Origin of the sequence: Brevibacillus sp. B_LB10_24, assembly GCF_046036945.1 — a bacterium.
Lineage (GTDB): Bacteria > Bacillota > Bacilli > Brevibacillales > Brevibacillaceae > Brevibacillus_C.
On sequence record NZ_JBJQOQ010000037.1, the window covers coordinates 25,774 to 49,962 of the forward strand.

The 24,189-nt window shown below is 50.2% G+C and carries 27 protein-coding genes; 23 read left to right on the plus strand and 4 right to left on the minus strand.

Annotated elements, in window-relative coordinates:
* The 12 genes from ACI7RC_RS23545 to ACI7RC_RS23600 all read left to right on the plus strand — a co-directional run bounded on the left by ACI7RC_RS23545 (position 1) and on the right by ACI7RC_RS23600 (position 8,324).
* The gene (locus tag ACI7RC_RS23545; RefSeq protein ID WP_408110625.1) at positions 1-786 is read left to right on the plus strand and encodes an SAF domain-containing protein; all 786 of its coding nucleotides are present in this window, start codon (positions 1-3) and stop codon (positions 784-786) included.
* A gap of 2 nt (positions 787-788) precedes the next feature.
* On the plus strand, positions 789-1,934 hold the full coding sequence (locus ACI7RC_RS23550; RefSeq protein ID WP_408110626.1) for a CpaE/TadZ family protein: 1,146 nt from the start codon (positions 789-791) through the stop codon (positions 1,932-1,934).
* Positions 1,931-3,280, plus strand: a complete 1,350-nt coding sequence (locus ACI7RC_RS23555) for an ATPase, T2SS/T4P/T4SS family (protein ID WP_408110627.1) — start codon at positions 1,931-1,933, stop codon at positions 3,278-3,280. The genes ACI7RC_RS23550 and ACI7RC_RS23555 overlap by 4 nt, the downstream gene beginning before the upstream one ends.
* A complete protein-coding gene (locus ACI7RC_RS23560) occupies positions 3,277-4,182 on the plus strand; it encodes a type II secretion system F family protein (RefSeq protein ID WP_408110628.1) in 906 nt (301 codons plus the stop codon). The genes ACI7RC_RS23555 and ACI7RC_RS23560 overlap by 4 nt, the downstream gene beginning before the upstream one ends.
* A complete protein-coding gene (locus tag ACI7RC_RS23565) occupies positions 4,183-5,028 on the plus strand; it encodes a hypothetical protein (RefSeq protein WP_408110629.1) in 846 nt (281 codons plus the stop codon).
* A gap of 15 nt (positions 5,029-5,043) precedes the next feature.
* On the plus strand, positions 5,044-5,205 hold the full coding sequence (locus ACI7RC_RS23570; RefSeq protein WP_408110630.1) for a hypothetical protein: 162 nt from the start codon (positions 5,044-5,046) through the stop codon (positions 5,203-5,205).
* Positions 5,206-5,219: 14 nt separating this feature from the next.
* Positions 5,220-5,420 carry a hypothetical protein gene (locus ACI7RC_RS23575; RefSeq protein WP_408110631.1) on the plus strand — a complete coding sequence of 67 codons (201 nt, stop codon included), beginning with the start codon at positions 5,220-5,222 and terminating at the stop codon, positions 5,418-5,420.
* 153 nt (positions 5,421-5,573) lie between these two features.
* Positions 5,574-5,984, plus strand: coding sequence for a hypothetical protein (locus tag ACI7RC_RS23580; protein ID WP_408110632.1), 411 nt, complete (start codon positions 5,574-5,576; stop codon positions 5,982-5,984).
* A 3-nt stretch (positions 5,985-5,987) separates the two neighbouring features.
* A complete protein-coding gene (locus ACI7RC_RS23585; RefSeq protein WP_408110633.1) occupies positions 5,988-6,140 on the plus strand; it encodes a hypothetical protein in 153 nt (50 codons plus the stop codon).
* Positions 6,140-6,580, plus strand: a complete 441-nt coding sequence (locus ACI7RC_RS23590; protein ID WP_408110634.1) for a hypothetical protein — start codon at positions 6,140-6,142, stop codon at positions 6,578-6,580. The genes ACI7RC_RS23585 and ACI7RC_RS23590 overlap by 1 nt, the downstream gene beginning before the upstream one ends.
* A gap of 7 nt (positions 6,581-6,587) precedes the next feature.
* Positions 6,588-7,166, plus strand: coding sequence for a hypothetical protein (locus ACI7RC_RS23595; RefSeq protein WP_408110635.1), 579 nt, complete (start codon positions 6,588-6,590; stop codon positions 7,164-7,166).
* A gap of 213 nt (positions 7,167-7,379) precedes the next feature.
* Entirely contained in the window at positions 7,380-8,324 is a 945-nt protein-coding gene (locus ACI7RC_RS23600) for a sigma-70 family RNA polymerase sigma factor (protein WP_408110636.1), read from the plus strand.
* Positions 8,325-8,364: 40 nt separating this feature from the next.
* On the opposite strand, the gene ACI7RC_RS23605 is transcribed toward ACI7RC_RS23600, so the two are convergent.
* From ACI7RC_RS23605 to panD, 4 genes are all read right to left on the minus strand, one after another.
* Positions 8,365-9,483, minus strand: coding sequence for an FUSC family protein (locus tag ACI7RC_RS23605; RefSeq protein ID WP_408110637.1), 1,119 nt, complete (start codon positions 9,481-9,483; stop codon positions 8,365-8,367).
* A 172-nt stretch (positions 9,484-9,655) separates the two neighbouring features.
* Positions 9,656-12,553, minus strand: coding sequence for a D-alanyl-D-alanine carboxypeptidase/D-alanyl-D-alanine endopeptidase (gene dacB / locus ACI7RC_RS23610; protein ID WP_408110638.1), 2,898 nt, complete (start codon positions 12,551-12,553; stop codon positions 9,656-9,658).
* Between the two features lie 146 nt (positions 12,554-12,699).
* Entirely contained in the window at positions 12,700-13,473 is a 774-nt protein-coding gene (locus tag ACI7RC_RS23615) for a YheC/YheD family protein (protein ID WP_408110654.1), read from the minus strand.
* Positions 13,437-13,838 carry an aspartate 1-decarboxylase gene (panD, locus tag ACI7RC_RS23620; RefSeq protein ID WP_408110639.1) on the minus strand — a complete coding sequence of 134 codons (402 nt, stop codon included), beginning with the start codon at positions 13,836-13,838 and terminating at the stop codon, positions 13,437-13,439. Before panD ends, ACI7RC_RS23615 begins: the two co-directional genes overlap by 37 nt.
* 231 nt (positions 13,839-14,069) lie before the next feature.
* Between panD and ACI7RC_RS23625 the strand changes: the two genes are divergently transcribed.
* From ACI7RC_RS23625 to lysS, 11 genes are all read left to right on the plus strand, one after another.
* Positions 14,070-15,299 carry a threonine synthase gene (locus ACI7RC_RS23625; protein WP_408110640.1) on the plus strand — a complete coding sequence of 410 codons (1,230 nt, stop codon included), beginning with the start codon at positions 14,070-14,072 and terminating at the stop codon, positions 15,297-15,299.
* An 81-nt stretch (positions 15,300-15,380) separates the two neighbouring features.
* Entirely contained in the window at positions 15,381-15,941 is a 561-nt protein-coding gene (locus ACI7RC_RS23630; RefSeq protein ID WP_408110641.1) for an NADPH-dependent FMN reductase, read from the plus strand.
* Between the two features lie 92 nt (positions 15,942-16,033).
* Entirely contained in the window at positions 16,034-16,909 is an 876-nt protein-coding gene (hslO, locus tag ACI7RC_RS23635) for an Hsp33 family molecular chaperone HslO (RefSeq protein ID WP_408110642.1), read from the plus strand.
* 88 nt (positions 16,910-16,997) lie between these two features.
* A complete protein-coding gene (gene cysK / locus ACI7RC_RS23640; protein ID WP_408110643.1) occupies positions 16,998-17,930 on the plus strand; it encodes a cysteine synthase A in 933 nt (310 codons plus the stop codon).
* Positions 17,931-18,316: 386 nt separating this feature from the next.
* Positions 18,317-19,519 carry a dihydropteroate synthase gene (gene folP, locus ACI7RC_RS23645; RefSeq protein WP_408110655.1) on the plus strand — a complete coding sequence of 401 codons (1,203 nt, stop codon included), beginning with the start codon at positions 18,317-18,319 and terminating at the stop codon, positions 19,517-19,519.
* Positions 19,512-19,886 carry a dihydroneopterin aldolase gene (folB, locus tag ACI7RC_RS23650; protein WP_408110644.1) on the plus strand — a complete coding sequence of 125 codons (375 nt, stop codon included), beginning with the start codon at positions 19,512-19,514 and terminating at the stop codon, positions 19,884-19,886. Before folP ends, folB begins: the two co-directional genes overlap by 8 nt.
* Entirely contained in the window at positions 19,883-20,410 is a 528-nt protein-coding gene (folK, locus tag ACI7RC_RS23655) for a 2-amino-4-hydroxy-6-hydroxymethyldihydropteridine diphosphokinase (RefSeq protein ID WP_408110645.1), read from the plus strand. The genes folB and folK overlap by 4 nt, the downstream gene beginning before the upstream one ends.
* Positions 20,362-20,574 carry a helix-turn-helix domain-containing protein gene (locus ACI7RC_RS23660; RefSeq protein WP_408110646.1) on the plus strand — a complete coding sequence of 71 codons (213 nt, stop codon included), beginning with the start codon at positions 20,362-20,364 and terminating at the stop codon, positions 20,572-20,574. Before folK ends, ACI7RC_RS23660 begins: the two co-directional genes overlap by 49 nt.
* Before the next feature lie 97 nt (positions 20,575-20,671).
* Complete coding sequence (dusB, locus tag ACI7RC_RS23665; protein ID WP_408110647.1) at positions 20,672-21,685, plus strand: tRNA dihydrouridine synthase DusB; 1,014 nt, start codon at positions 20,672-20,674, stop codon at positions 21,683-21,685.
* 178 nt (positions 21,686-21,863) lie between these two features.
* Positions 21,864-22,340 (plus strand): transcription elongation factor GreA, encoded by a 477-nt coding sequence (greA, locus tag ACI7RC_RS23670; protein WP_408110648.1) that lies wholly within the window; start codon positions 21,864-21,866, stop codon positions 22,338-22,340.
* Between the two features lie 94 nt (positions 22,341-22,434).
* Positions 22,435-23,961, plus strand: a complete 1,527-nt coding sequence (gene lysS, locus ACI7RC_RS23675) for a lysine--tRNA ligase (protein WP_408110649.1) — start codon at positions 22,435-22,437, stop codon at positions 23,959-23,961.
* Positions 23,962-24,189: the final 228 nt, after the last annotated feature.

Genomic DNA, 24,189 nt, shown 5'->3' on the forward strand with positions numbered 1-24,189 from the left:
ATGAAAAAACAAACTTTACTTGTTATTGGCATTGTCTCTTTTATTCTGGCAAGCATTTGTTTTTTTGCGGCGACCAGATACGTTCATGTGCTGGCAGAGGAACAGTTGTTCACACCTATTGTAAAAGTGGCCCAAGGCAAGAAAATAGAGCCGTTTGAACCTATTACAAGGGCCGATCTCGTGCTGGAGAAGGTGGCAGCTACCGAGGTAATGCCCGGATCCTTGCAATCGATTGACCATGTGGTTGGAAAACGAAGTACCCAGCCCATATACCCGGGGGAGCAAGTCATCGAGCAGAAACTGCTGGATGGGCATTTGCTTCCGGATCAGGGAAAAGCGCGCTATGAATTTCCCCTGACTTGGATGATCCCGATTACCGAACTCCGCAAAGGAGATTTTGTCAAAGTCTGGGTGAGATACAAACCGAGCCAAGAGTTGGAGTTGCTTCCTCCGCCAACCTATTTTCAAAAGAGCAATCCCGCCGCGGAACTGCTGTTTGAAAGCCAGCTCGTTACCGTCAAAGACAGTAATGGGATTGAGATTTATACGCTGCAGCCGCAAATACTGCCTAACGCAACAGAGATGGACGATGTTTTCTTCAATCGGACCAAAACGGGACAGTTTGTTGACGGAGAACGCCGCTACCACGATTATCGGGCGCAACCCTCATCCGTACCCGCCTATATCGGGTTAAATTTAACCGACCAGCAATACTTGCGTCTGACAGAAGCGATGCATTACGGCGCCCTGCAGATTGGCCATATTCTTCTTAAGGAGGGAGAGTAGAGTTGAAGGCGGTTGTCTGTTACCCAATGAGATCTCTCGTCAAAGCGTTTATGCCGAGCGAGTGCAGCACAGTAGTCGCAGAGGATTTGACTGAGTGCCTGCTATACGCCGCTGTCTATAAACCTGAGGTGTGCGTCATTTTTACCGAGTCGGTAAATCAGCCCGTTTGGGAATGGCTTCCAACACTTTCGGAAGCTTTTCCGCCGGAAATGATAAAAGTTATTATACCTGTCTATAAAGACGAACAACTGGTAAACAGAATTGTTGAGGCTAAGGGTTTGCCCCATACGTATGTTCTTCCGGCAAGCTTGTCGTATGAAGAGATTGGCAGCAGACTCTGCAGTATTCTCGGTTTTGCCGATAAGAAGGTGAATGTCTTGGCAAATGAAGCTTGGAAGGAAAATAGAGGGTTGGTATTCACCTTGACCAGCTATGGTTCGGCGGGAGTGACTACATTTTGCATTAACCTGCCGGTTCTATTGGCCAAGCAGCATCCGGGGATGAGCGTTGCAGTTGTCGATATGAATATAGAAAAACCAGACTTAACCGGCTTTTTCGGCCTTTCGGGACACCAGCTTTCCCTGTACCGGCCCGATCTGGTTACACTCCAGGCAGCTGATCAGCGCAATTGGCTTGCCGCATTTAAACGGAGCCCGACGCTGAATAACTTGTATTATACCTGCGGGGCCAGTCGATGGGAAAGCTATGAGATTTCGACACTTCTAGCTGTTTTTCGAAAACGTTTTGACTTCGTGTTTATCGATTGGGGATACTGCTTTCCTGAGACGGAGGCCATGCAGCGACTACAGAGCGAATGTGACTTCCATCTCATGTTTGTACGATCAGACCCTTTTAGTCTGAGCAATGCGGCCAGGTGGTTTGGAAAACAGCAAAAGAAGGGTGTGTCCCATCAGCTGGTCATTAGTCACTTTGCAAAAGAAGGCATCAGCTTGCAGCGGATTAAAGAGGTTACGGGCGCGCCCGTATTTGGCAAGGTCAGTCGCCTGCAGGAGAGCAGAGCTGCTTATTCGCTGCAATCGAACAGTATCCTGGTAGAAGAAATCTTTCCGCCAAAAGATTACATCAGCAGCCTGCAGACGTTTGTTGAAGAAATAACAGGTTGGAAAGGAGCAGCGATATGTAAATGAGAATCGAGGCTCGAACATGGAACGCTAATCAGTTAAAAACAATGGAAGATATCAAACAAGCAGCTCGCGACTACCTGAATTACTACGGCAACTCCAAACAAGAACGCATAGAGATGCAGCGCTATTTGACTTTGGCGGAAAGCGGCGACAGGGACAGTCAGCGGCATATTATCCTACGCCTTAAGCACTACTTCGAAGAAATATTGCAGCATCCGATCACAGCCGAAATTTATCCGCGGGCCAACAGTTACGAGAGTATTGCTTACGCTACCTACGGCTGGGGCATTCTCGACGTCGTTCTGCAATTATCACCGTGGGTGGAGGAGGTTCGCCTCTCAGCAGGCAAACAAGTCGCGTATCTGGAAAGAGGGGTAAAGAAGTTTTTCCCCTATAAACCGAGTTGGCAGGAGATTGAAATTCTCCAACAAAAATTGGCAAACGCTTCAGGTTTGACGTTCAACGAAAAAAAACCGAGACTGAGCGGATATCTGGACAAGATCAAAGCCAGACTTACCATGTTCACTCATCCGTATTCACGTGTGCCTACGGTGATCGTCAGAAGGTTTACTACCGTTTCTTTCTCGCTTGAGCAGCTGCGAACGCAAGATCTGCCAGCTTTTGACGAGAAGGTTCAATTATTGATCGAACAACAGGTGTTCGGCCGGGGGAACGTACTGGTGATCGGTCCGATGGCATCCGGTAAGACAACATTGATGATCTGCATGTTGAAATTAAAAGATCCACAGAAGGATTTCATCACCATCTTTGAAAGTGAACATGAAATACGATTGGGAGATGTATGGCCAGGAGAAGTTCTGGAGTTGCAAAACGTCGAAGAGATCGGAATTGACCTGGAGAACTCTTTTAAAGACGTCTATCGTTCTACGGCAAACACAGTGTTGATTGGTGAAATTCGCGAGCCGATTGAGGCACATCATTTCATTAATGCCGGGATTCGCGGAACAGATGCTACAATTGCCGCTTTGCATGAGCGGTTTCCGCATCAGGCCTTGAACGATCTGACCGATCTGGTATATCAGTACGGCGGGCGAAGCATCGAATTGACCCAAGAACGCATCAGCCGCGCTGTTAATTTTATCAATTCCTTGAAGTATCGAAATAACGGACACCGTTATATCGATGCCATACATACTACCAAGTGGAATCAGCTCATGCAGCGGGTAGAATCACTACCTTTGGTTTATCGAAATGTAGTCACCGGCGAGTACGAGTGGACCGGAGAGCAACTGGCCGGTGACACGGTAGAGTACATGTGCTACATGGGACAGGCAAACCTGGATATCCTCCGCGGTCTTGGCCTTACTGAAAACAGGAGACACATATGAATCACCTGCTGTTATTGCCCATGGCCCTCTGTCTGCTGGTTGGATTCATGGTGGCAGCGACATTCCTTGTTCGCTTTTGGACGTTTCCCAAGGTGTTTTATCCAACGACCGTGTCTTTACTTCGCGACAAGATGGTAGCGGATAAAAACGGCAGGTATTTGTACCGGCAGTATTCAATCTGGTGCAGTGTCACCGAAAGCCGGTATACGCCCGATGACTATTTTCTGTGTTCATTGGTCGGCGCTGGACTGGGGTTCATCGTTGGTTTGGTTGCAGGCAATGTCGTCGTTTCCCTCTCACTGTTTTTTCTTTTTCTCCTGCTTCCGACACTCGTTTTATATGCCCGCTATACGATGAAAGTCAATCGAATGATCGCTTCGTTTAGCCGGTTTGTCGATTTGTTTGCCCGACATTACAGCAGTCATAAAAGTATCGTTATTGCCTTTCGTGAAATGATGGAGGAGTGTCCGAAAGAACTCCAATCCGAACTCATCCTGCTCAATAATAAATTGACAGATGGCGGAAGCTCGATAAAGGCGATGGAAGAGTTTGCGGAAAGGTTGAATCACGACTGGGCACACGACTTTGCCACTTATATTATCAGCGGGTTCGAGGGGGAGACAAAAGATATTCAAAGTGCACTCAACCGGCTGACAAATGAGATGTTTATCCAGCAGGATGAAAAGGAGGAGAGGAATAGCGAGATCCACAGTATCTGGATCAGCCTCTTAATCGTTATCTTTATTTGCGTACTGCTGATTCCTTATAATCATCTACTGTTAAAGGATGCGTATCGCCTCTATTTTTTCACTGCAGACGGACAAGCATTGCTCTCACTCGCTGTTACCGTTTGGTGCCTGTCCATTTTGCTGGCATTTATATGGGGAAGGAGGAATCGCTAAGTGGGGCCGGATTTTTTGCTTCTGTTGATCATTTGCGGTGTGATTGGCGTATTCGCAGCAGTATTTCTGCTAGGAATGTTTCTATCATTATCCAGAGACGCAAGAAACCGACGGCGTTTCCCGACAACCCTCTGGAATACCTGGAGACAAGCAGTTAACAAGCAAGAAGACAGCAAATGGGATCATCTGCTGAAAACGGCAGGACAACCTTTTGGTTGGGGCAAGGCCGAGTGGTTGGCGATCCAGTGGATGTTGGGAGCAGGACTCCTGGTCCTGACGCTTTGCTGGGCGCTGTTCCACCCGAAAAGCGCCGCTTCCCTCCTGGCTATCGGTTTGATTCCTGCAGCGGGATTTCTCCTTCCCCTACTCGTGCTGAAGTGGTGGGCTGGTTACCGCGAGGAAGTCCTTAGTGTTGATATCGCCCGTTTTATCAACCGCTATGTCAACCTGATCGAAAACAGTGTGCCGCCCTATTCGGCTATGGTCAAAGCAGCTCGAGCTACCCGCAAGCTAAAAGATCACCTTCCGTCTTTGTCGCAGTGGAATGAAGACCGATTTGCGGCTCTGGAGCGCTTTAAGGCAGATCTGGGTACGGACGACGCTGCCTTGCTCGTATCCAATATGCGTACAGTTGAAAAGCTTACTACAGAAGTGGTCGCCGTGACGATGCAGCGGCTGGAGTGGGCAGTAGACCATCGAAGGCATTTTCGTCACCGGAAAAAGATCAAATCGCTAGGAATCGGCTACAGCATCATTGTCTACCCGGCCTTTTACATCGGCCTGATCGTCGCTATGTTCCCGTGGTATAAGCTGCTGATTGAAATACTGGAAAAGTATCTTGTCTAAAAGAGAGGGATTGGCATGACCAAATTTTTTGCCATCTTGATGGCCCTCGTATTTACACTTGGTATTATCGTCTCTGCGATGGGCACTGTGAATGAAGCCATTGTCAAGGAAGACGGGCTTCGCGACAGGGCAGTTTCATGGATTCATCACGCAGTTCCATCAACCAATGATCATTAAGGAGTGAAGTTGTTATGTCAAAAATGTTTTTCATCTTTCTTGCCTGTGTCATGGTATTGGGAATCGGAGTCAGTGTTTATGGCAACCAGTTGAGCCCGTCTGCCAATGAATCGGCAGAAAGCATTAAAAGATCAGTTACATCCCTCGATTACGACGCCAATAACGCGAGAATTACCTTTACCACCCAAAGGGGTTCTTCCTACAGCAGCCGATGACACATCTGATTTGTCTCTTAATCGTCGTTGCCATGGCCGGCCTATTGTGCGCCTCTATATGGACACTGGAGCCTGTGGAAATGGTCAAAGAGGCACAGCAGCTGCGCGTCCAAAAAGCGTTAACTCTTACATTTAAATGAAGAGTGGTGCCTCATGCTGAAATTACCTGTTTTTTTGACCTGTCTGAGTGTCATCATCTTCCTCTTTGCTGCTGTTGTGTGCGTCGAGATGTATACGCTTGAAAGAGCCATCGCCAGGGGATTCTACACCGATCTTCTGGATGATATGCAGGACATCGGCTATCTCGATGCCGAGCTGGAGAGCTACTACAAGGAGAAAATGAACGAATTGGAGTGGGAGGCGGCCCAAGGGGATTACTTTGCCGGTACTTGGCCGCGCGAAGAGTCCTTGCGTTCCCGAAAACAGCTACATGATCTGGTACATCTCTCCCTTGGCATACGTCCGACCAGGTTGTCACAATGGATGCATTACTTGTTTAAAGGAGAGCGGGTCTTTACGTTTACGGGCAGCCGTCCTTCAGAATATTTCGATCCGGAGTGGTAAGGTATGAGCAATTTGATTTCCGTACTTGCTTTGCTGGTGATCGTCGTCCCCTTGGCCGTATCGGTCCTGATCAGCGGACCTGACAATCTGCTTACGGCCTGCAGTCACTTTTTTCATCAGCTGCTGGATCAGGCGACCCGTTTTGGTACAAGCTGATGGGGCAGCTGATCACAACCATAGTCAGTATATTGGTGCTGTTGTGCGTCCCTGCCGGCATTTTACAGGTACATACTGTCATGCAGATGAAAAGCGAGCTGGTTGATCTCAGCTTTGCGGCGGCCAAATTTGTCAGCAATCACGGCGGGATGAGCGACATAGATGTCCTCCGGAACGTCCGCAGCTTTGTGCAGACGGAGCTGGACGGAAAAACGTACAAACTGACAGGCAGCGATATTACGATAGAGATCGTCCGGACAAAGGGGGCCGATCCGACTTTGTGGAGTCATGCCGACGAATTTCGTCTCTCCCTGGAAATGCCGTATCCCAAGGTAATCAACCTATTTGCCGGTTTTGAAAAACCGCTCCGAATTGAGCGTCTAGGGACGATCAACGCGATGGACTACGACCTTGTAGGGGGACAAGCATACGGGTATTAAAATCCTTGTGATCAGTTCAACGCTGTTGTTTTTGCTTTTCGGGATGACAGTGATCGATGCTGATCTGGCCATGCAGAAAAAGCTTGAGGTGAAAGCGCTGCTCGAGCTGGCAAATCATAACGCTACTTTCGCAGTCGATCCTGTGCTTAAGACCGAGGGCATTATTGAGTTAATCGAAGAGGAAGCTTTGGAGCGGTTTGCACTCAGGATGAGGGAAAACGGCGGCTACCGGCAGGAGGGGGGATTCTTCTTGCCATCTCCCGCCAGTATTACTACGGATCCCGTCGCATTTACTGCCAAGTACGTCGATTTTTGGCATTGGCAGCGGGATTTGCATTTGTCACTAAAATATACAGGTGATTCCTTGCGAATCGAACAGGCTGAATGGGGCGAGGAAACCCATCCAAGCGGCGGTCATATCACCTTCCATCTTACCGATGAAAAAGGAAAGGAGCTGACGATCGCTCCTAAAAAGATGATCGGCCCTTCCCTGATTGCCGTTGCCTATGTACGCGACCGTCCGTTCAGTCCGCTTTTGCCTGACCACGCTTTTCCGGTCGTCAGCATAGAAGAGGTGAAACATTAACTTTCGACAAATTTCAGCTATTCACTACTATTGTGAATAGCTTTTATGTTTAACCAATTGGATAACCGGGAATTGGAAGTCTAGCCAGTAAAAAGCGCTGCCCTCAATTGTTAATTTTAGTAGACAGGGAGGAATTGCGTTCGTAAATGTCGAAATACGTTACATAAATTGAAAACTGAATATTTTTATTTTCTGATGAAATGAGGGTTGCACATGACTGTCAGCTACTCCTCGATCCAAGGTAGCTCCCGTCGTTGGCGGGAAGTAGAAAAACAATTAGGGATTGTCGTACCTAAATCGCTCTGGACAGACACCTCCGCCTTGTTGTTTTTGGAAAACGTCGCTGCAACGCCCATGTTAGACAAAGAAGAAGAACTCGAATGCATAGTCCGGTACCAACAGTACAAGGACTTGCAGGCTCGTGATCGCTTGGTTCAAGCGTACTTGCGGTATGTAGTAAATACGGCTTTACGCCACTTGAAGAAAGGGATGCCGTTTCTCGATTTGATTCAGGAGGGAACGATCGGGCTGTTCACCGCCATTGATAAATTTGATGTGCGCCGCGGAGTCCGGCTGTATCACTACTCCCATTGGTGGATTTCTCAATCCATCACCAGGGCCATTAGTGACAAAGGCAGACTGATCCGCATCCCGGTCCATATGCACGAGCAGATCCGTCAGTATCAAAAACAGGTCCACCATCTGGCCCATCAGCTTGGCCGTTCCCCTGATCGGCATGAGGTGGCGGAAGCGCTTGAACTCCCATTGGAAAAAGTAGATGCCATTGAGTATACCTTGACGATAAAGATGGAATCGTTTGACGAACAGCCCTATGAAGATGCCTGGGAAACAGAAAATGCGGAAGAGCTGCTCAGCTATGCGGAGATTGTCGACGATGGGGAGTCCTCTTTGGAAGATTTGATCGAAAAGATCGATCTTCGCATGCTGGTTCAGGAGGCGTTAGCAAGATTGAATCCCCGTGCACAGGAAATCATTGCGATGAGGTACGGGTTGTACGATGATCAGGTTCACACATTGGAGGAGGTCGGCAAGATGTTTGGCCTTACCCGGGAGCGGATTCGCCAGATTGAAGCGACGACGATCGAACGTCTGCGCAAACAAAAGGGCTCCCGCGCTTTACTGGAATACCTGATGTAAATGATACGAAATCCACACGGGGAAGCACTCGTGTGGTTTTTTATTTTGCACCAGGTACGGCACGTTTCCAATACAAGAGTGCAGCAGCGGCGCCGATCGCACAGCCCAGCAGCGTATCAAGCAGCCTGGACCCAATGAGCGTAGAGATGGCCAAATCGGCACGGCCAGTCTCCACGATGATTAAGGCCAGCGGCGTGATGAATATAACCGCAAAGGCATAGTTGCGCACAATAATCAATTCCGTCACAAATTGCAAGATCATCACGTACAACCCCAGCATCCAAATCGAAGGCTGCATGATAAAAATACCGCCGGCCAAGATCACGCCCACAGCCGTTCCGACCGAACGCTGGATGGTTCTGTGTACAACGTCAAGCATCGTCGCTCCCCGCAGAACACTGGCACAGGAGAGGGGGACCCAATACGGCCGCTCTATCCCGAAAGCAAAGGCAAGCAGGGTGGCGAACAGAACGGCGATCCCGTTCCGAAGCGATACGGTTACTATCGGGGAATGCAGATCAAAGGCGCTGCGAAATTCATGGCGGATACTTCGAACCGTCACTTGGTTTTTATCCGCCCCACGGCAACCGGGATCCAGCAGCCAGCCCAACATGGCAATGACCCATGCCAAACACCCACCTAGAAATGCGATAGCCATTCGCAGCGGAGCTGCTGACAGATCGACAGGCAGGCCGGTCCCAACAGCGCAGACGAGGACAAAGAAAAAACCGGCAGGAGGCGGAATTCGGAACACGCCGCAAAGAAAAGTAGCAGCGGCGCTAACTCCGCCGATAGCCAGCACCATCGCCCACGGGGAGGCTGCAGAGACCAATCCCAGACCAAAGGAAACGGTCAACCCAAGATTCACCCAAAGCAGCTTGACAGCCCGCTGCTTGTAAGTTTCATTGTGTACATATAGCGAGGTGTATCCTCCGATGGCGGCAAGAAGCGCCCAATGTATTTGACCCAATAAACCGCCTATCACAAACGGAATTCCAATGGATAACGACGCGATTGTCGCTTTGCTCCATGGAGACTGGGGTTTGCGATTGATATGAAAGATCCCGTGCCATCTGTTTTGGCTAAGTAGGGAAAACATCCTCCCGGCGACATGCATTTCTTTGACATTTCCTCGATTAGACTCTTCTCTTTTTTGCAAGTAAATCTCTCCTGCCGGCATAGAACCAGGATGTTCCGTGATATCCATGCGCTCTCCGAGATGTCATATCACATATGTTGCCTTATACACAGCATTTCATGTAACAATGGCTAACGAACAAAAAGGGCCGTCCCGCGATCGTAAAACGCCAGACCGCGGGACAGCCGTATACCTATTCCTCGTATGCGGCGAGCGCTGCGACGATTTGATCCTGAATGGCAGTCAGATCGCCGGCGCTGCCGATGTTTCCGTTCATGACGATGGAGAAGCAGAGCTTTTCCCCGTCTTTCGTCGTGACGTAGCCGGATAAGCTGTTCACACCGGTAAGGCTTCCCGTCTTGGCGCGGGCATTCCCTGCTGCCGGTGTATCCTTCATCCTGTTTTTCAATGAACCATCTACGCCGGCGATCGGCAGGGCATCATAGAAGCTCTCAAACTCCGCTTCCTGCGTAAAGGCTTCCAGCAAATCGACAATCTGGTTGGACGAAATCTGGTTGTACCGGGTGAGACCCGAGCCGTCCACCATATCGAATGTGGTGTTCACCCCAAGTTGGGCCATATCGTCAAGGATGACCTCAATCCCTGCTTCCGTACTGCCTTCTTCGTTCAGCTCGGCTCCCAGGGTCTTCGTCAACAATTCCGCGTAGAAGTTGTCGCTTACCTTCAGCAGGTATTGAACGATCTTGGCCAACGGTTCTGATTCCAACTCGCCTATTTTCACGCTGTTCTCCGGTACCGTTCCCGCTCTCACCACGCTGTTTTTTTGCAGCTTGATGCCGGCCTCCGCCAGCTTTTCCTTCAGGACGGTCCCGGTGTAAAGCGCTGGTTCTTCCACGGTTATCCGCTCATAGTCGGGGGATGCATCGATGGGCAGATTCCCCTTGACATGGATAATGTTCTTGGCCCGTTCGCGTTCTATCACAAAGGTGTTGTCCGCTCCTTTGTCAACGGTTGCCGCCTCATTGATCACCTGGACGTAATCCGTTTTGGGCAGCAGTTCGATGGCGACAGGTTTGCCCGGTGTTGATGCCGGTTTGTAATCGAGCCGCACCGTTCCGCGATTGAGGGCAAGCGCGCTGATTTGAGCATTGTAGTAATAGCTCTCGTCATCCCAGGCCCAGCCCAGCCCGAGTCGATCGCTGTCAAAATAACTGTCGTCGACAACAATATCCCCGTGAATTTGCTTGATTCCCTCAGCCTGTAGAAGCTTGACGATTTGTTCGACAGATACGCCGTCCTGCACCTGCAAGCTATCCTGTGTATGCAGTGTCGGATCGCCGTAGCCTTTGACGAATACATCGCCTTTCAGTATGCCGCCGTTGTTTACCGGAGCAGAGAGGTAAACCTCTGTTTTAAAGCGATACGCTTCTCCCAATTGCTGCAGTGCTGTCGCGCTGGTCAACAGTTTCAGATTGGAGGCAGGAGTGAGCAGCTTGTCGGCGTCCCTCTGATAGAGAACGGCTTCGCCTGCGCCGCGCTCCAGGGATTTTACCACAATCCCGGTGGTGACCCCGTCCAGTTTGGCGTCTTCCAGGATCGGATCGATCAGGTGGGAAAGCTTGTAATCCTTGTCTTCCGCTTCATGATCACCCGGGTCAGGCAGGTCCGGATACTGAGCCAGGAGCACTCCCAGATGGTCCTGAAACTCATTGGCGTACCTGGACTTATACACGCCGTTCAGCAAAATCGAAAAGAGCAATTCGTCTCCATTTCCCGCAGTTACCATTCCGCTCAAGGCAGAGACGCCGGACATGGAACCGGTCTTTGCCATCAGGTTGTTTTCGGCAGGGGTCCCTTTCATCCGAGAGCCCAAGGTGCCATCCACTCCGGCAATCGGCAAGGAGGAGATGAAAATATCACTATACTCCTGCTGCACGACATGGCGGAGCAGCTTGATCATGTCATCTGGAGTGATCAAGTCGAAGCGGGACAAGCCCGACCCGTCTACCAGTTTAAACCCGCTGGCTCCCGTTTCGAGCAGAAACTCGCTGACGATCCGTGCTCCCGCTTGGGAACTGCCTTCGTCTTCCCACAACGCCCCCATGGTTTTCAACAACATTTCGGCGTAGAAATTGTCACTTTCCTTATTCAAGTGAAGAATCAATTCTCGCAGCGGTTTTGAATAATGGGTCAACAGCGGGCTTCCCGTCTGCAGCGTGACTTTGTCTATACGCGACTTTTTGTTGAGTGGAATTCCATTTTCTAGCAAAATCTGCTTGAAGACATCGCCAACAAACAGAGCAGGATCTTCCAAGCCCAAATCTTCTTTGACGGATGCTGCTTGCTTGCCGATCGTTCCGCTGATGGTAATCGTATTTTGGCCGCGCGGACGGTTAAAGACGATATCGCTGGCATTGCCGTCAACCGTGGTCGCCTCGTTTTTGATCTGCACATAGCTGTTGGCCGGGACGACGGTAACGACAGGCGCTTTTCCGGCGGCGCTGCCCGGGGCGACTTCAACGGTCACTGCATTTTCGTTTACAGCCAGAGCGCTAAGCTGGGCGCTGTAGCTGTACAGTTCATCGTCCCACATCCAGCCGTAGCCTAGTCTGACATCGTCGAAGTAACTCTCGTCGAGCAGCAGGTTGCCATTTATTTGGGTGATCCCCTGTTCCTTGATCTTTTGTGCGATAGCGGTCAAATCTTCGATCGAGAGGGAAGGATCCCCGTATCCCTTTACGATCAGGTTGCCGTTCAGAATGCCGCTTTTGTTCACGCTGCCGTCGGCATACACCTCGGTTTTGAACTGGAAGTCGGGACCCAATTTTTCCAAAGCAGCTGCTGTGGTGAACAGCTTGAGATTGGATGCCGGCACGAATGCCCTTTTAAGGTTGCGGGTGTAGAGATACTCGTCCTTTGTCAGGTTGTAGACGGCAATCCCAGCGTTGATGCCGCGGCTGTTTTCCTCCTTTTCCAGGTTTATCAAAAGCTGACCGATGCTGGCCTCGAGAGTTTCAGTCCTGGTGGCTTCTCCCTCGGCGTAAGCAGGCAAAGAAGCTATCTGCATGATCAAGATAAACGCCAGTAGGCAACGCATTGCTATAGTGTTCATTTTCTTTCCTCTACTCATGCGCCTCCTCCTTGGATATGGATTTTTAAATATTCCAACTATTACTATTTAACCATAGTCGCCCTTTTTCGAGCAACGTCGAAGAAACGCGAATAAATAGATCCAAATCGAAAAAACCCCTTTTTTGTCAAAGGGGTTTTTTCGATTTAGGGGGCGTACCTGCGCCTGTACGTGATAATGTTTCGGTACATTTGCTTGTTTTTCAGCTTCAGAAAGAGCGATGCAGCAGGGCGGAAGTTGGCTTCAATAATCCAGATCTGCCCGTTCGTGTCGACTCCCATATCGATACCGATCGTCCGCTCGGTGGGGTAAACCTCGCTTAAACGCTTTGCCGTTCTAATGGCCAGCCAGCTCAATTTGATCAGAGAAAATTCGTTCCCCAGCTGTTTCAGGGTGGACTGGTTAATTGCAGTTTGCAAGGGCAGCACACGGCCGCCGCTATGCTTGACATTGGTAACGACATAGCCGGGACCAGCCACTTTGGCCAGTCCGCCTGTCACCCTCCAGGGAGAGTTGGGCCTGCGCTGAACCATGATGCGAATGTCAAAGGGTCGATTATTCACTCTAGCCAGGGGAATGTACTGCTGTATCAGGTACACCTTTTCCTTCTTTTTCAGCCTTTGAATATACGAATGCAGGGCGTGGAGGCCATTCGCGGTAAAAGCGGTGTTGTCAACGTGGATGATGAAGCGGCCGTTTGCACCAGTACTGACTTTGATCAGATTGGTCCCGCCGCTGCCGCCGGACGGCTTGATTACGACCGTCTTGTATTTATTTAAAAAATCAGCGAGGGACTCTTTGTGAAACAGATTCGTATCCGGCAAATGCGGGGCAAGCAATTTATCCTGCAAAAGGATATTGTACTTTGCCCACTTCCCGGTGTTTAACCTTCCGATAGCACATCCATCCCTTCGTAAGATGTGCTATGCTCCTCTACTCTGATGAGGTTGTTTTGTTTATCGACAAATAACACCCGGGGTTTCAGCGAGGCAAGCTCTTCTTCTCCGAACAAGCCCATGCTGAGGATAATGACGGTGTCACCGGGTTGAAACAGGTGTGCCGGCGGTCCGTTTAGACAAATTTCGCCCGATCCGGCAATCGCTGGTATGGCATATGTCTTCCATCTTGTAGCATTGCGCAAACTGGTGATCTGAACCATTTCATACGGGAGGATGTTGGCTTCTCTCATCAGCCGTTCATCAATGGTAATACTCCCGACGTAGTCCAGTTCTGCTTTTGTGACCGTAGCCCTGTGTATCTTGCCTTTGCACATCAGACGCTGCATGGAGGTGTTTCTCTCCCTTCTCTGGTGTTAGGAAAGCACGTTGTTATTTCGACACTTACTACAATATGTGCATTTGTGATATGGGGTCACATTGGGCAAAGGGCTAAATTTTGTTTTTGCGCCGGAGACCGGGCAAACATACCATGCCGCCAATCGCTTATGTTCATATCGTAAAAAGGATAAGGCGTTGGACGGTTGGCAAAAAAGGAAAGAAGAACGAGGAGGAGAATAATGGAACGACCTTTGCTTCGGTGTATGGCCTGTGACAAAATACGTTTGCTGGATGATCTGGCGGGTCTGTGTGAATGCGGCGGGCTTCTTTTGGTTGAGTACGACTTGGAGAGGATTGGCAATTCCTTGTCGCCAGATGACCTAAAATCACGTTCTTTTACAATGTGGCGCTATCATGAACTGCTGCCAGTCAGGGACCGGAATGCCATTGTTTCTTTAGGGGAAGGAGGTACCCCGCTCGTACGTCTTCAGTCGCTGGAAAAATCGCTTCCCCTGGCCGAATTGTGGGTAAAGCGGGAGGAACAAAATCCGACAGGAAGTTTTAAAGCACGCGGTTTTTCTGCGGCGGTGTCGCTTCTGCAGGAGAGAGGAATCCACCGGGTGGCTGTCCCTTCCAACGGCAATGCCGCGTCCGCGCTTGCGGCCTACGCAGCCCGGGCGAAAATGGAGGCATATGTTTTTGTGCCGAGAGACTGTCCGGGATTGATCGTTGAGGAGTGCCGGTATTACGGTGCCCGTACCTATCAGGTAGACGGATTGATTCATGATGCCGGAGCGATAGCAGAGGCCGGGAAAAACGAACAGAGATGGTTTAACGTTGCAACCTTGCGGGAGCCTGGCAGGGTGGAAGGGAAGAAAACAATGGGATTGGAGTTGGCCGAACAGCTTGGCTGGCAGCTTCCCGATGTAGTCGTCTACCCGACGGGGGGAGGTTCCGGGGTAATCGGAATGTGGAAGGCATTTCATGAACTGCGTCAGCTGGGTTGGGTGCAAAATGAATTGCCGCGATTTGTCAGTGTCCAGGAAACAGGCTGCCAACCGCTTGTCGATGCGATAGCTGCAGGCGCCAAAGAGCCGCCGGGAGTAAAAGAAGTGACGTCCAGCCCGACCGGAATGCGAGTGCCGCATCCGCCTGCAGGAGGTCTGTTACTGTCGATTTTACGGGAGACAAATGGGACGGCCATCGCTGTAAGTGCAGATGAGATCGGCGATGCGCAGCGAATGTTCGGAGCCTGTGGCATATCGGCATCTCCGGAAGGGGCGGCTGTACTGGCAGGACTCGTCCGGCTGTGTGACCAGGGATTTGTTCGTCCGGCAGACAAAGTCGTTTTGTTCAATACGGCCCACGCGCTAAAGTACCTTCCCTGGACAGTTGAGCCTCCGCTGCAGATCATAAAAACCTACGAGGAATGGTGCCAAATTGCCGAAAAGGAAGCGGATGAGCAATGAAATGGCGCGGGCTGTTAACGTGATCAGAATAAGTATGGTACTATGAATTTTGTAAACAATGGTTGCTAGGAGGATACGAACTTGAAAATATTGCTTATTTGCGGCAGCGCTACCCGTACGTCGCGGACCCGAGGCTTGATTCAGGCAGTGGAGCGGGAACTGAGAAAAAGAAGTGATGTTGAGCTGATGAACTTTGATGTCGGCACGGATGTTCTTCCCTTATATAATGGAAGCGAAGCCCAAGCCGAAGATGAAGCCGTAAAGCGGCTGCGAAGCTGCGCCGAACAGGCAGACGGCTTTTACATATGCTCTCCGGAATACCATGCCGGCATGAGCGGAGCACTAAAGAACACATTCGATTTTTTGAGCGGCAGCCACTTTCGCGGGAAGCCGGTCGCCATTTCAGCAGCTTCGGGGGGAAGCAAGGGCGGCGTTAATGCACTGAACAATATGCGAACGGTTCTGCGCGGCGTCTACGCACTGGTCCTGCCAGATCAGATCGTTGTCGATCCAGATCACTTTAATGAGCAAAGGGAACTGGTAAATGAGGAAATGCAAAAACGCATTCAAGGAATAGTCGACGAACTCTGCCAGTATGTCCGATCGCTAGCGGCAGGCAGACAGCAGCAGGTTCAAGCGTAAGGACTGTTTATGTGCGATAGGGCTCCCGGCGGAATCACTGCCGGGGGTTTTTTTGTGGTACACTAACGGCAAGCTGCGAAGGAGGACATGATATGAGCGATTATTTGATTCGGGCAACCGGATTTGGCGGACATGTTCGTGCGTTTGCCGCACGGACGACGGAGGTAGTTGAAGAAATCCGGCGCCGCCATGACATGTGGAATACTGCAAGTGCTGCAATGGGGCGAACCCTGACTGTCTCTGCGATGATGGGAGCAATGTTGAAGGGGGAAGAACACCTTTCTATTAAAATAAAAGGGGGCGGCCCGATCGGCCAAATTGTAGCGGAAGCGAATGCCAAAGGAGAGGTTCGGGCATACGTCACGAATCCTCACGTTCACTTTGAGTTAAATGATAAAGGGAAACTGGATGTGTCACGGGCTGTTGGCACAGAGGGGTTTCTTTATGTAGTAAAGGATTTGGGACTGCGTGAGCCCTATCAGGGAAGCTCTCCGATTGTTTCGGGTGAGATCGGAGAAGATTTTACCTATTACTTCGCGGTATCGGAGCAGACGCCTTCTGCTGTCGGGGTTGGTGTGCTGGTCAATCCGGAAGATCGCGCAGTCATCGCTGCCGGCGGGTTTATCATCCAGCTGCTGCCGGGAACACCTGATGAGGTGATTGAAAAAATCGAACAGCACGTGGCAAAACTCCCTCAGGTATCCAGGTTGATTGGCGAGGGGCTGTCACCTGAACAGATTTTGGAGCGGGTCTTGGAAGATGTGAAGGTATTAAGCCGGCAGGAGATTGTCTTCAAGTGTACCTGTTCCGAACAGAAAATTAGAGATATCCTGCACGGTTTGGGAAAAGAAGAGCTTACCAGCATGATCGAAGAGCAGGGAGAAGCGGAAGTTCACTGTCATTTTTGCAACCAGCGGTATCATTTCGACAAACCGGCACTGCAAGACATTGCAAGCAAGATAGAGTAACGGAAAAACGATAATTGACGCTGTACCGAAATATTTGGTATAATGCCGATAAAACCAAGTATATTACTCGGTATTGGGAGGGGAAAATATGCGCGTTGCCCAGACGATTACCGACCTGATTGGTCAAACACCTCTGGTAAAGCTGAACCGTGTCGTCAGTGGAGATATGGCAGATATTTATTTGAAATTGGAGTTTTTTAATCCGGGAAGCAGCGTAAAGGACCGGATTGCCCTAGCGATGGTGGAAGCGGCAGAACAGGACGGAACGTTAAAGCCAGGTGATACGATTATCGAACCTACCAGCGGCAACACGGGAATCGGTCTGGCAATGGTAGCAGCCGCTAAAGGCTATCGGGCGATTTTTGTCATGCCGGAGACGATGAGCATGGAGCGCCGCAACCTGCTCCGGGCATATGGAGCAGAGCTGGTTCTGACCCCCGGCTCGGAAGGAATGGGCGGGGCGATTCGCAAGGCGGAGGAAATCGTTAAGGAAAATCCTTCATACTTCATGCCGCAGCAGTTTAACAATCCAGCCAATCCAAAAGTGCATCGCGAGACCACAGGCCGCGAATTGCTGGCACAAGCAAAGGAATTGGGCGGAATCGATGCATTTATCGCCGGCATCGGAACGGGCGGAACGATTACAGGAGCGGGAGAGGTGTTGAAGGAAGCCTATCCGCAGGTTCAAATCGTAGCGGTAGAACCGGCTGCCTCAGCTGTACTCTCTGGAGAAAAGCCTGGTCCGCATAAGCTGCAGGGATTGGGTGCGGGATTTGTGCCGAAGATCTTAAATACCGAGATTTACGATGAAATTATCAAAGTGGAGAATGAACAGGCTTTCGAAACAGCGCGCCAGATTGCAAGAGAAGAAGGGATTCTTGGAGGAATCTCATCGGGTGCCGCGGTTTTTGCGGCCTTGCAGGTTGCCCGTCGGCTCGGGCCGGGTAAAAAAGTGGTAGCCATAGTCCCAAGCAACGGCGAACGCTATCTGTCGACGCCACTCTTTCAGTTTGACGAGTAAAAACAAATGCCGCCTCTCGCAGGCGGCATTTGTCGTCAGGTCCCTTTTACCCATATACTGTTGTTTCCAGATCGCGAATTGAATGCTTACAGCTTAATGGGTTCTATGTTATGTTATATGGAGACTCGTTAGGGATGCTGCTACCAATGAACTAATTGGTTTGACCTATTTCCCGAGAGGTAGAGATGAGCGCTCGCTCGATGAAGCAAAGCCAGCGCTTCTGCCATCCAGTCAGGCCAGGCCCGGAAACCCCTAATAGGGTGCTTTGGGGTTCAAGGACTTTATCCCTGCTGAGAAGGAACTGTGTTCACTTGCATCGTTAAGTAGAATTGTACTGTTGATTATGATATGCTATCGACATTATGCGTGAGGAGTTCGTTGTGATTATGAAGCATAATCCGTACGTGATTCACACTGGCGACCGATCCACAGTCGTCTCTGAATTGAAGCGAATAGGCGCCTACCCAGATGAAATCCCGGCAGCAGCTCGCAAGGGAGAGACGCTGATGATCCATTTGGAGGAGGTCCCATTTGAAACTGCAGACCTGTTTGGGCGAAAGCTCAGGGATTGCGGAGGAGAAGCTGTCGTTCAGGTGACGGAGGCGGTCCCCGGGAGCACAGCAGCAACCGTTTTGCTGGTGGCGACCCGGCAGCAGGTCCAAGATGCAATTGCTGCTGCAGGAGAGCTGCCGTTTGCCGCAGCCCAATTGGGCGCCGAGATCGAGCAATTGCTTGATGAAGAAAGCCAATTGGAGAGACGAACCCAACTGGTTTGCGGTTCACATATACTGCCGCTGGGACAGCGAACACTGATAATGGGTATTCTCAACGTCACCCCCGATTCATTCTCGGACGGCGGCAGATTCAATGATGTGGAACGGGCCATCAGCCATGCCCGCCAACTGGTGGCAGAGGGTGCGGATATGATTGATATTGGCGGAGAGTCTACGCGGCCGGGCCATGAACCGGTTGGTTTGGCAGACGAATTGGACCGGATTTTGCCGGTTGTTCGGGCACTGGCGGCTGAATTGAGCGTCCCGCTTTCGATTGATACGTATAAAGCGGAGGTGGCAGAGCAGGCGATCAAAGCTGGAGCCCATATCATTAATGATATTTGGGGAGCTAAACGCGATCCGCGGATGGCTTCTGTGGCTGCCGACCTGCAGGTGCCGATCATTCTGATGCACAATCGAGAAAATGTCTCATACAGGGACTTTTTTTCTGATCTGATCCGCGATTTGCGGGAATCGGTGCAAATTGTCGAAAAAGCCGGTGTGAAAAGAGAAAATATTATTCTCGATCCCGGTATCGGTTTTGCAAAAAACTTGGATCAAAATCTTGAAACCATGAGGCGCCTCGATGATATCGTCGGGTTGGGATTTCCCGTACTGCTTGGAACCTCGCGAAAATCGATGATCGGGCATGTCCTTGATCTGCCCGTTGAGGAGCGGATGGAGGGCACGGCGGCGACGGTGGCATTAGGAGTGGCAAAGGGCTGCCACATCGTTCGTGTCCACGACGTTCTGGAGATGAAAAGAGTTGCCGGCATGATGGACGCGATGTTAAAAGGGGGCGTCCAAAATGGATAAAATATATTTTAACGGCATGTCGTTTTACGGTTACCATGGCGTTTTTTCGGCTGAAGCGGAGTTGGGCCAGCGTTTTTTTGTTGACCTGGAATTGTCGCTTGATTTGTCGAGAGCGGGCGAGAGTGATCAACTTGACGATACCGTCAATTACGCCGATATTTTCTCGCAGGTTCAGAAAATCGTCGAAGGTGAAAGATACCACCTGGTGGAAGCGCTGACGAATCAAATCGCCGTCCGCTTGCTTCGCCTGTTTCCTTTTGCCGAAGTAAAGGTCAAAGTGACCAAGCCGAATCCGCCGATCAATGGGCATTACGACTCAGTTGCGATCGAGATGGTGCGGACGAGAAGGGATGTATCGGGTACATGAGCGTTCTTGCATATCTGGCCTTGGGGTCCAATCTGGGCCAAAGAGAAGGCTACCTCGCTGAGGCTGTCAGGGCCCTTGAGGAAATGCCAGAGATTACGGTAACAGCGGTATCTGCCGTATACGAAACTGATCCGGTCGGATATCTGGATCAGCCCGCCTTTTTAAACATGGTCTTGGCTGTCAAAACCGTTTTCTCTCCACTTGAACTGCTCGCTGCAGCCATGGAGATTGAAAGGAAACTGGGCCGAGAGCGCCTGATACATAAAGGGCCAAGGACGATCGACATCGACATTTTGCTGTATGGCAGAGAAACCGTCCAACTGCCCGATTTGAAGATTCCCCATCCTGCCATGTTGAGCCGAGCTTTTGTACTCATTCCCCTGCGGGATGTCTTGGAAGAGAATACACCACCGTTTGAACATAAATCAATTGACAAGTGGATTGCCGAAACGGATGATGTTAAGGGGGTGCGAAAATGGGGGATGCTCGACTGGGCAACCGGATACGGGCCTTCCGGAAGTTAAAGGGGTATACACAGCAATCGCTGGCCCAAGAGATGGGGGTATCGCTTGCTCTGGTAGGGTCGTTGGAGCGGGGCACGCGGAAGCCTACGGAATCAGTTTTACGGAAGATCGCCAATACTTTACAAGTAGATTACGAAGAATTGTGTGCTATAACTAAGAGATAACAAAACGCTTATGACGGTTTTTCCCTCTCTATTGGGGGGTAAAAGTGTCGATCGCAAGCGTTTCTGTGTCCTTTTCCTTTCCCGAGGAGGTCGAATTATGAAGATTGCCGATATTGAGTTGAAGAATAATGTCGTTTTGGCTCCGATGGCTGGTGTTTGTAATCCGGCCTTTCGTTTGATTGCAAAAGAATTTGGCACCGGCCTTGTCTGCGCCGAGATGGTCAGTGACAAAGGGATTGTCAACGGCAACAAGAAGACCATAGATATGCTGTTTGTCGATGAGCGGGAGAAACCGCTCAGTCTGCAAATTTTTGGCGGCGACAAAGAGACCCTGGTCGAAGCGGCAAAATACGTAGACAAGCATACCAATGCAGATATCATCGACATCAATATGGGTTGTCCTGTCCCGAAGATCACCAGCTGCGACGCGGGAGCACGTCTGCTGCTTGACCCGAATAAAATCTATGAAGTAGTGTCCGCCGTCGTCGATTCGGTAGAAAAGCCGGTAACAGTAAAAATGAGGATTGGCTGGGACGATGAGCATCTGTATGCGATTGATAACGCCCAGGCGGTCGAACGGGCCGGCGGACAGGCGATTGCCGTTCATGGCCGCACACGGGTGCAGATGTACAAGGGCAAAGCCGACTGGGATTGGATTCGCCGCGTAAAAGAGGCAGTCAGTATCCCGGTTATCGGTAACGGCGACGTCGCTACCCCTGAGGACGCCCGGATGATGCTGGATTCGACCGGATGTGACGGAGTGATGATCGGCAGGGCAGCGCTCGGCAACCCATGGATGCTGTACCGGACCATTCAGTATCTGACAAAAGGCGAGCTGCTTCCCGAACCGACGGCGCGGGAAAAAGTAGAAATTTGTCTGCTTCACGCCGAGCGTCTCGTTGCGCTAAAAGGTCCACGCGTTGGCATTCTCGAGATGCGTAAGCATGCCGCCTGGTATTTAAAAGGGCTAAAAGGAGCTACCCAGACGAAGAACCGCATTAATGAAGTGGAAACGGAAGAGGAACTGCGCCGAATTCTGTTCGAGTATGTCGAATGGGTAGAAAACGCTGATGCCGAAGAATTGGAATTGGTAGCGGCACCCAAACATTGACAACCACAAATTCATATCCTATAATCGTCGTATTATCGAATAAAGCTGCCAGTTTACCTCTGGCAGCTTTCCCTTTGACCCATCGATGACATCCAACCGTATAATATGCAGCGAATTTACATATAATCCTGTGTACTTTTGTACCGGGAGAAATTATTAAATAACGGGGGAATTAAAGATGTCCGAAAAAGAAGTGATCCTCACACCAGAAGGTCTAGCACGATTGGAACAAGAGTTGGAAGAATTGAAAACGGTTAAGCGCAAAGAAGTAGCTGCCCGCATCAAGGAAGCGATCAGCTATGGAGATATTAGTGAGAACTCGGAATACGAAGAGGCCAAAAACGAGCAGGCTTTTATTGAAGGAAGAATCCTCACTCTGGAAAAAATGCTGCGCAACGCACGGATTATCACAAATGAGGACGTCGATACCGGTGTTGTCAGCGTGGGTTCTACCGTTCGACTGAAGGATCTTGAATTTGGCGATATTGTAGAGTACACTATTGTCGGTTCGGCAGAGTCTGATCCGATGAATAATAAGATCTCCAACGAATCGCCGGTCGGCCAAGCGCTTTTGGGCAAGGCAAAAGGGGCGATTGTAGACGTACAAGTGCCTGCAGGCGTGATTCAATACGAAATCTTAGATATCAGTTTGTAAGGTCGACAGGCGTACCGCTTTAACCAGGGGTACGCCCTGTCGTTTATCGCAACCTGGTTTACCCCACACGTTTTTCGAGGAGTGAAGAGATAGCATGGCACGGGAAGATGAAATGCAAATGGAAGGTCAACAACAGGAAGGGTTACACGAGCTGCTGCAGGTCCGGCACGATAAGATGGATCAGCTTCGCGAGTGGGGATTGGACCCGTTCGGGAAAAAGTTTGAACAGACGGACCACGCTGCAGACGTCATTGCCAAATTCGGCGAAAAATCAAAAGATGAGCTGGATGCCGAGCAGCACGTCGTAACGTTGGCTGGGCGGCTGATGGCAAAGCGTGCAATGGGTAAGGCCAGTTTTGCGCAGTTGCTCGATCGTTCCGGGCAAATCCAGATCTACATCCGCCTGGATGCAATCGGGGAAGATTTGTACAAGGTGTTTGATTTAAGCGATATTGGCGATCTCGTAGGAGTTACTGGTGTCGTCTTCAAAACCAAGACTGGCGAATTAAGCGTGAAAGTCCAGGAATTTACCTTCCTTACCAAGTCGCTGCGTCCGCTGCCGGAGAAATTCCATGGATTAAAGGACGTGGAGACGCGATACCGGAAGCGTTATGTCGATTTGATTGTAAATCCGGAGGTCCGGGATACATTTATTGCTCGCAGCCGCATCCTCACCTCGATGCGCCGCTATTTGGATCAACTTGGCTTTTTAGAGGTGGAGACGCCAACTCTTCACGCAATTGCCGGAGGAGCTGCTGCCCGTCCGTTCATTACGCACCACAATGCGTTGGACATGCAGTTGTATATGAGAATTGCCATAGAGCTTCATCTGAAACGATTAATTGTCGGCGGATTGGAAAAGGTCTACGAGATCGGGCGCGTCTATCGCAACGAAGGTATTTCTACGCGACACAATCCAGAGTTTACCATGATCGAGCTGTATCAAGCGTACGCCAATTTCGAAGATATCATGGAGTTGACGGAGTCGTTGATTGCCCATGTGGCACTAGAAGTGCTCGGAACCACAAAGATCCAGTACCAAGGACATACGGTCGACCTGACTCCGAAATGGCGCCGAGTTCATATGGTTGATTTGATCAAGGAGCATGTTGGCGTCGACTTCTGGAAAGAGATGAGCGATGATGAGGCGCGTGCTTTGGCAAAAGAACACGGCATCACTGTCGAGCCTCACCATACGTTTGGGCACGTTGTAAATGAATTCTTTGAACAAAAAATAGAAGAAACACTGATCCAGCCTACATTTGTATACGGGCATCCGGTAGCGATTTCTCCATTGGCGAAGAAAAATGAGCAAGATCCTCGCTTTACCGACCGTTTTGAATTGTTTATCGTTGCTCGCGAACATGCGAATGCATTCACGGAGTTAAACGACCCGATTGACCAGCGGCAAAGGTTTGAAGCTCAATTGCTGGAAAAGGCCGCAGGAAATGATGAAGCACACGAGATGGACGAAGATTTTATCGAAGCGCTTGAATACGGAATGCCTCCTACTGGCGGCTTGGGAATCGGGATTGACCGGCTGGTAATGCTGCTTACAGATTCCCCATCGATTCGCGACGTGCTGCTCTTCCCATTAATGAGGGAGAGAGCGGGAGAATAACCGATAACGGGAAACCAGTCTTGGCTTTGAAAAAGACTGGTTTCCATTTTTTGTGTCTTGCACTTATCGGGTTCAGGGTGATATAGTAGACCATGTTGTCGCTGCAGATTCGATTTGAAAAGAGGAATCAAAAAAATCGTTGACAACAAAACGTTAATTTGATATGATATAAAAGTTGACGTTAATGCTCTTTGAAAACTGAACAGCGAAGCGTTTTAGTGAGTAATC

Coding starts and splice junctions, on each gene's coding strand:
- ACI7RC_RS23545 (WP_408110625.1), top strand. CDS start 1: ATGAAAAAACAAACTTTACTTGTTATTGGCATTGTCTCTTTTATTCTG.
- ACI7RC_RS23555 (WP_408110627.1), top strand. CDS start 1,931: ATGAGAATCGAGGCTCGAACATGGAACGCTAATCAGTTAAAAACAATG.
- ACI7RC_RS23560 (WP_408110628.1), top strand. CDS start 3,277: ATGAATCACCTGCTGTTATTGCCCATGGCCCTCTGTCTGCTGGTTGGA.
- ACI7RC_RS23570 (WP_408110630.1), top strand. CDS start 5,044: ATGACCAAATTTTTTGCCATCTTGATGGCCCTCGTATTTACACTTGGT.
- ACI7RC_RS23575 (WP_408110631.1), top strand. CDS start 5,220: ATGTCAAAAATGTTTTTCATCTTTCTTGCCTGTGTCATGGTATTGGGA.
- ACI7RC_RS23580 (WP_408110632.1), top strand. CDS start 5,574: ATGCTGAAATTACCTGTTTTTTTGACCTGTCTGAGTGTCATCATCTTC.
- ACI7RC_RS23585 (WP_408110633.1), top strand. CDS start 5,988: ATGAGCAATTTGATTTCCGTACTTGCTTTGCTGGTGATCGTCGTCCCC.
- ACI7RC_RS23590 (WP_408110634.1), top strand. CDS start 6,140: ATGGGGCAGCTGATCACAACCATAGTCAGTATATTGGTGCTGTTGTGC.
- ACI7RC_RS23600 (WP_408110636.1), top strand. CDS start 7,380: ATGACTGTCAGCTACTCCTCGATCCAAGGTAGCTCCCGTCGTTGGCGG.
- dacB (WP_408110638.1), bottom strand. CDS start 12,553: ATGAGTAGAGGAAAGAAAATGAACACTATAGCAATGCGTTGCCTACTG.
- panD (WP_408110639.1), bottom strand. CDS start 13,838: ATGCAGCGTCTGATGTGCAAAGGCAAGATACACAGGGCTACGGTCACA.
- ACI7RC_RS23625 (WP_408110640.1), top strand. CDS start 14,070: ATGGAACGACCTTTGCTTCGGTGTATGGCCTGTGACAAAATACGTTTG.
- hslO (WP_408110642.1), top strand. CDS start 16,034: ATGAGCGATTATTTGATTCGGGCAACCGGATTTGGCGGACATGTTCGT.
- cysK (WP_408110643.1), top strand. CDS start 16,998: ATGCGCGTTGCCCAGACGATTACCGACCTGATTGGTCAAACACCTCTG.
- folP (WP_408110655.1), top strand. CDS start 18,317: ATGAAGCATAATCCGTACGTGATTCACACTGGCGACCGATCCACAGTC.
- folB (WP_408110644.1), top strand. CDS start 19,512: ATGGATAAAATATATTTTAACGGCATGTCGTTTTACGGTTACCATGGC.
- folK (WP_408110645.1), top strand. CDS start 19,883: ATGAGCGTTCTTGCATATCTGGCCTTGGGGTCCAATCTGGGCCAAAGA.
- ACI7RC_RS23660 (WP_408110646.1), top strand. CDS start 20,362: ATGGGGGATGCTCGACTGGGCAACCGGATACGGGCCTTCCGGAAGTTA.
- dusB (WP_408110647.1), top strand. CDS start 20,672: ATGAAGATTGCCGATATTGAGTTGAAGAATAATGTCGTTTTGGCTCCG.
- greA (WP_408110648.1), top strand. CDS start 21,864: ATGTCCGAAAAAGAAGTGATCCTCACACCAGAAGGTCTAGCACGATTG.
- lysS (WP_408110649.1), top strand. CDS start 22,435: ATGGCACGGGAAGATGAAATGCAAATGGAAGGTCAACAACAGGAAGGG.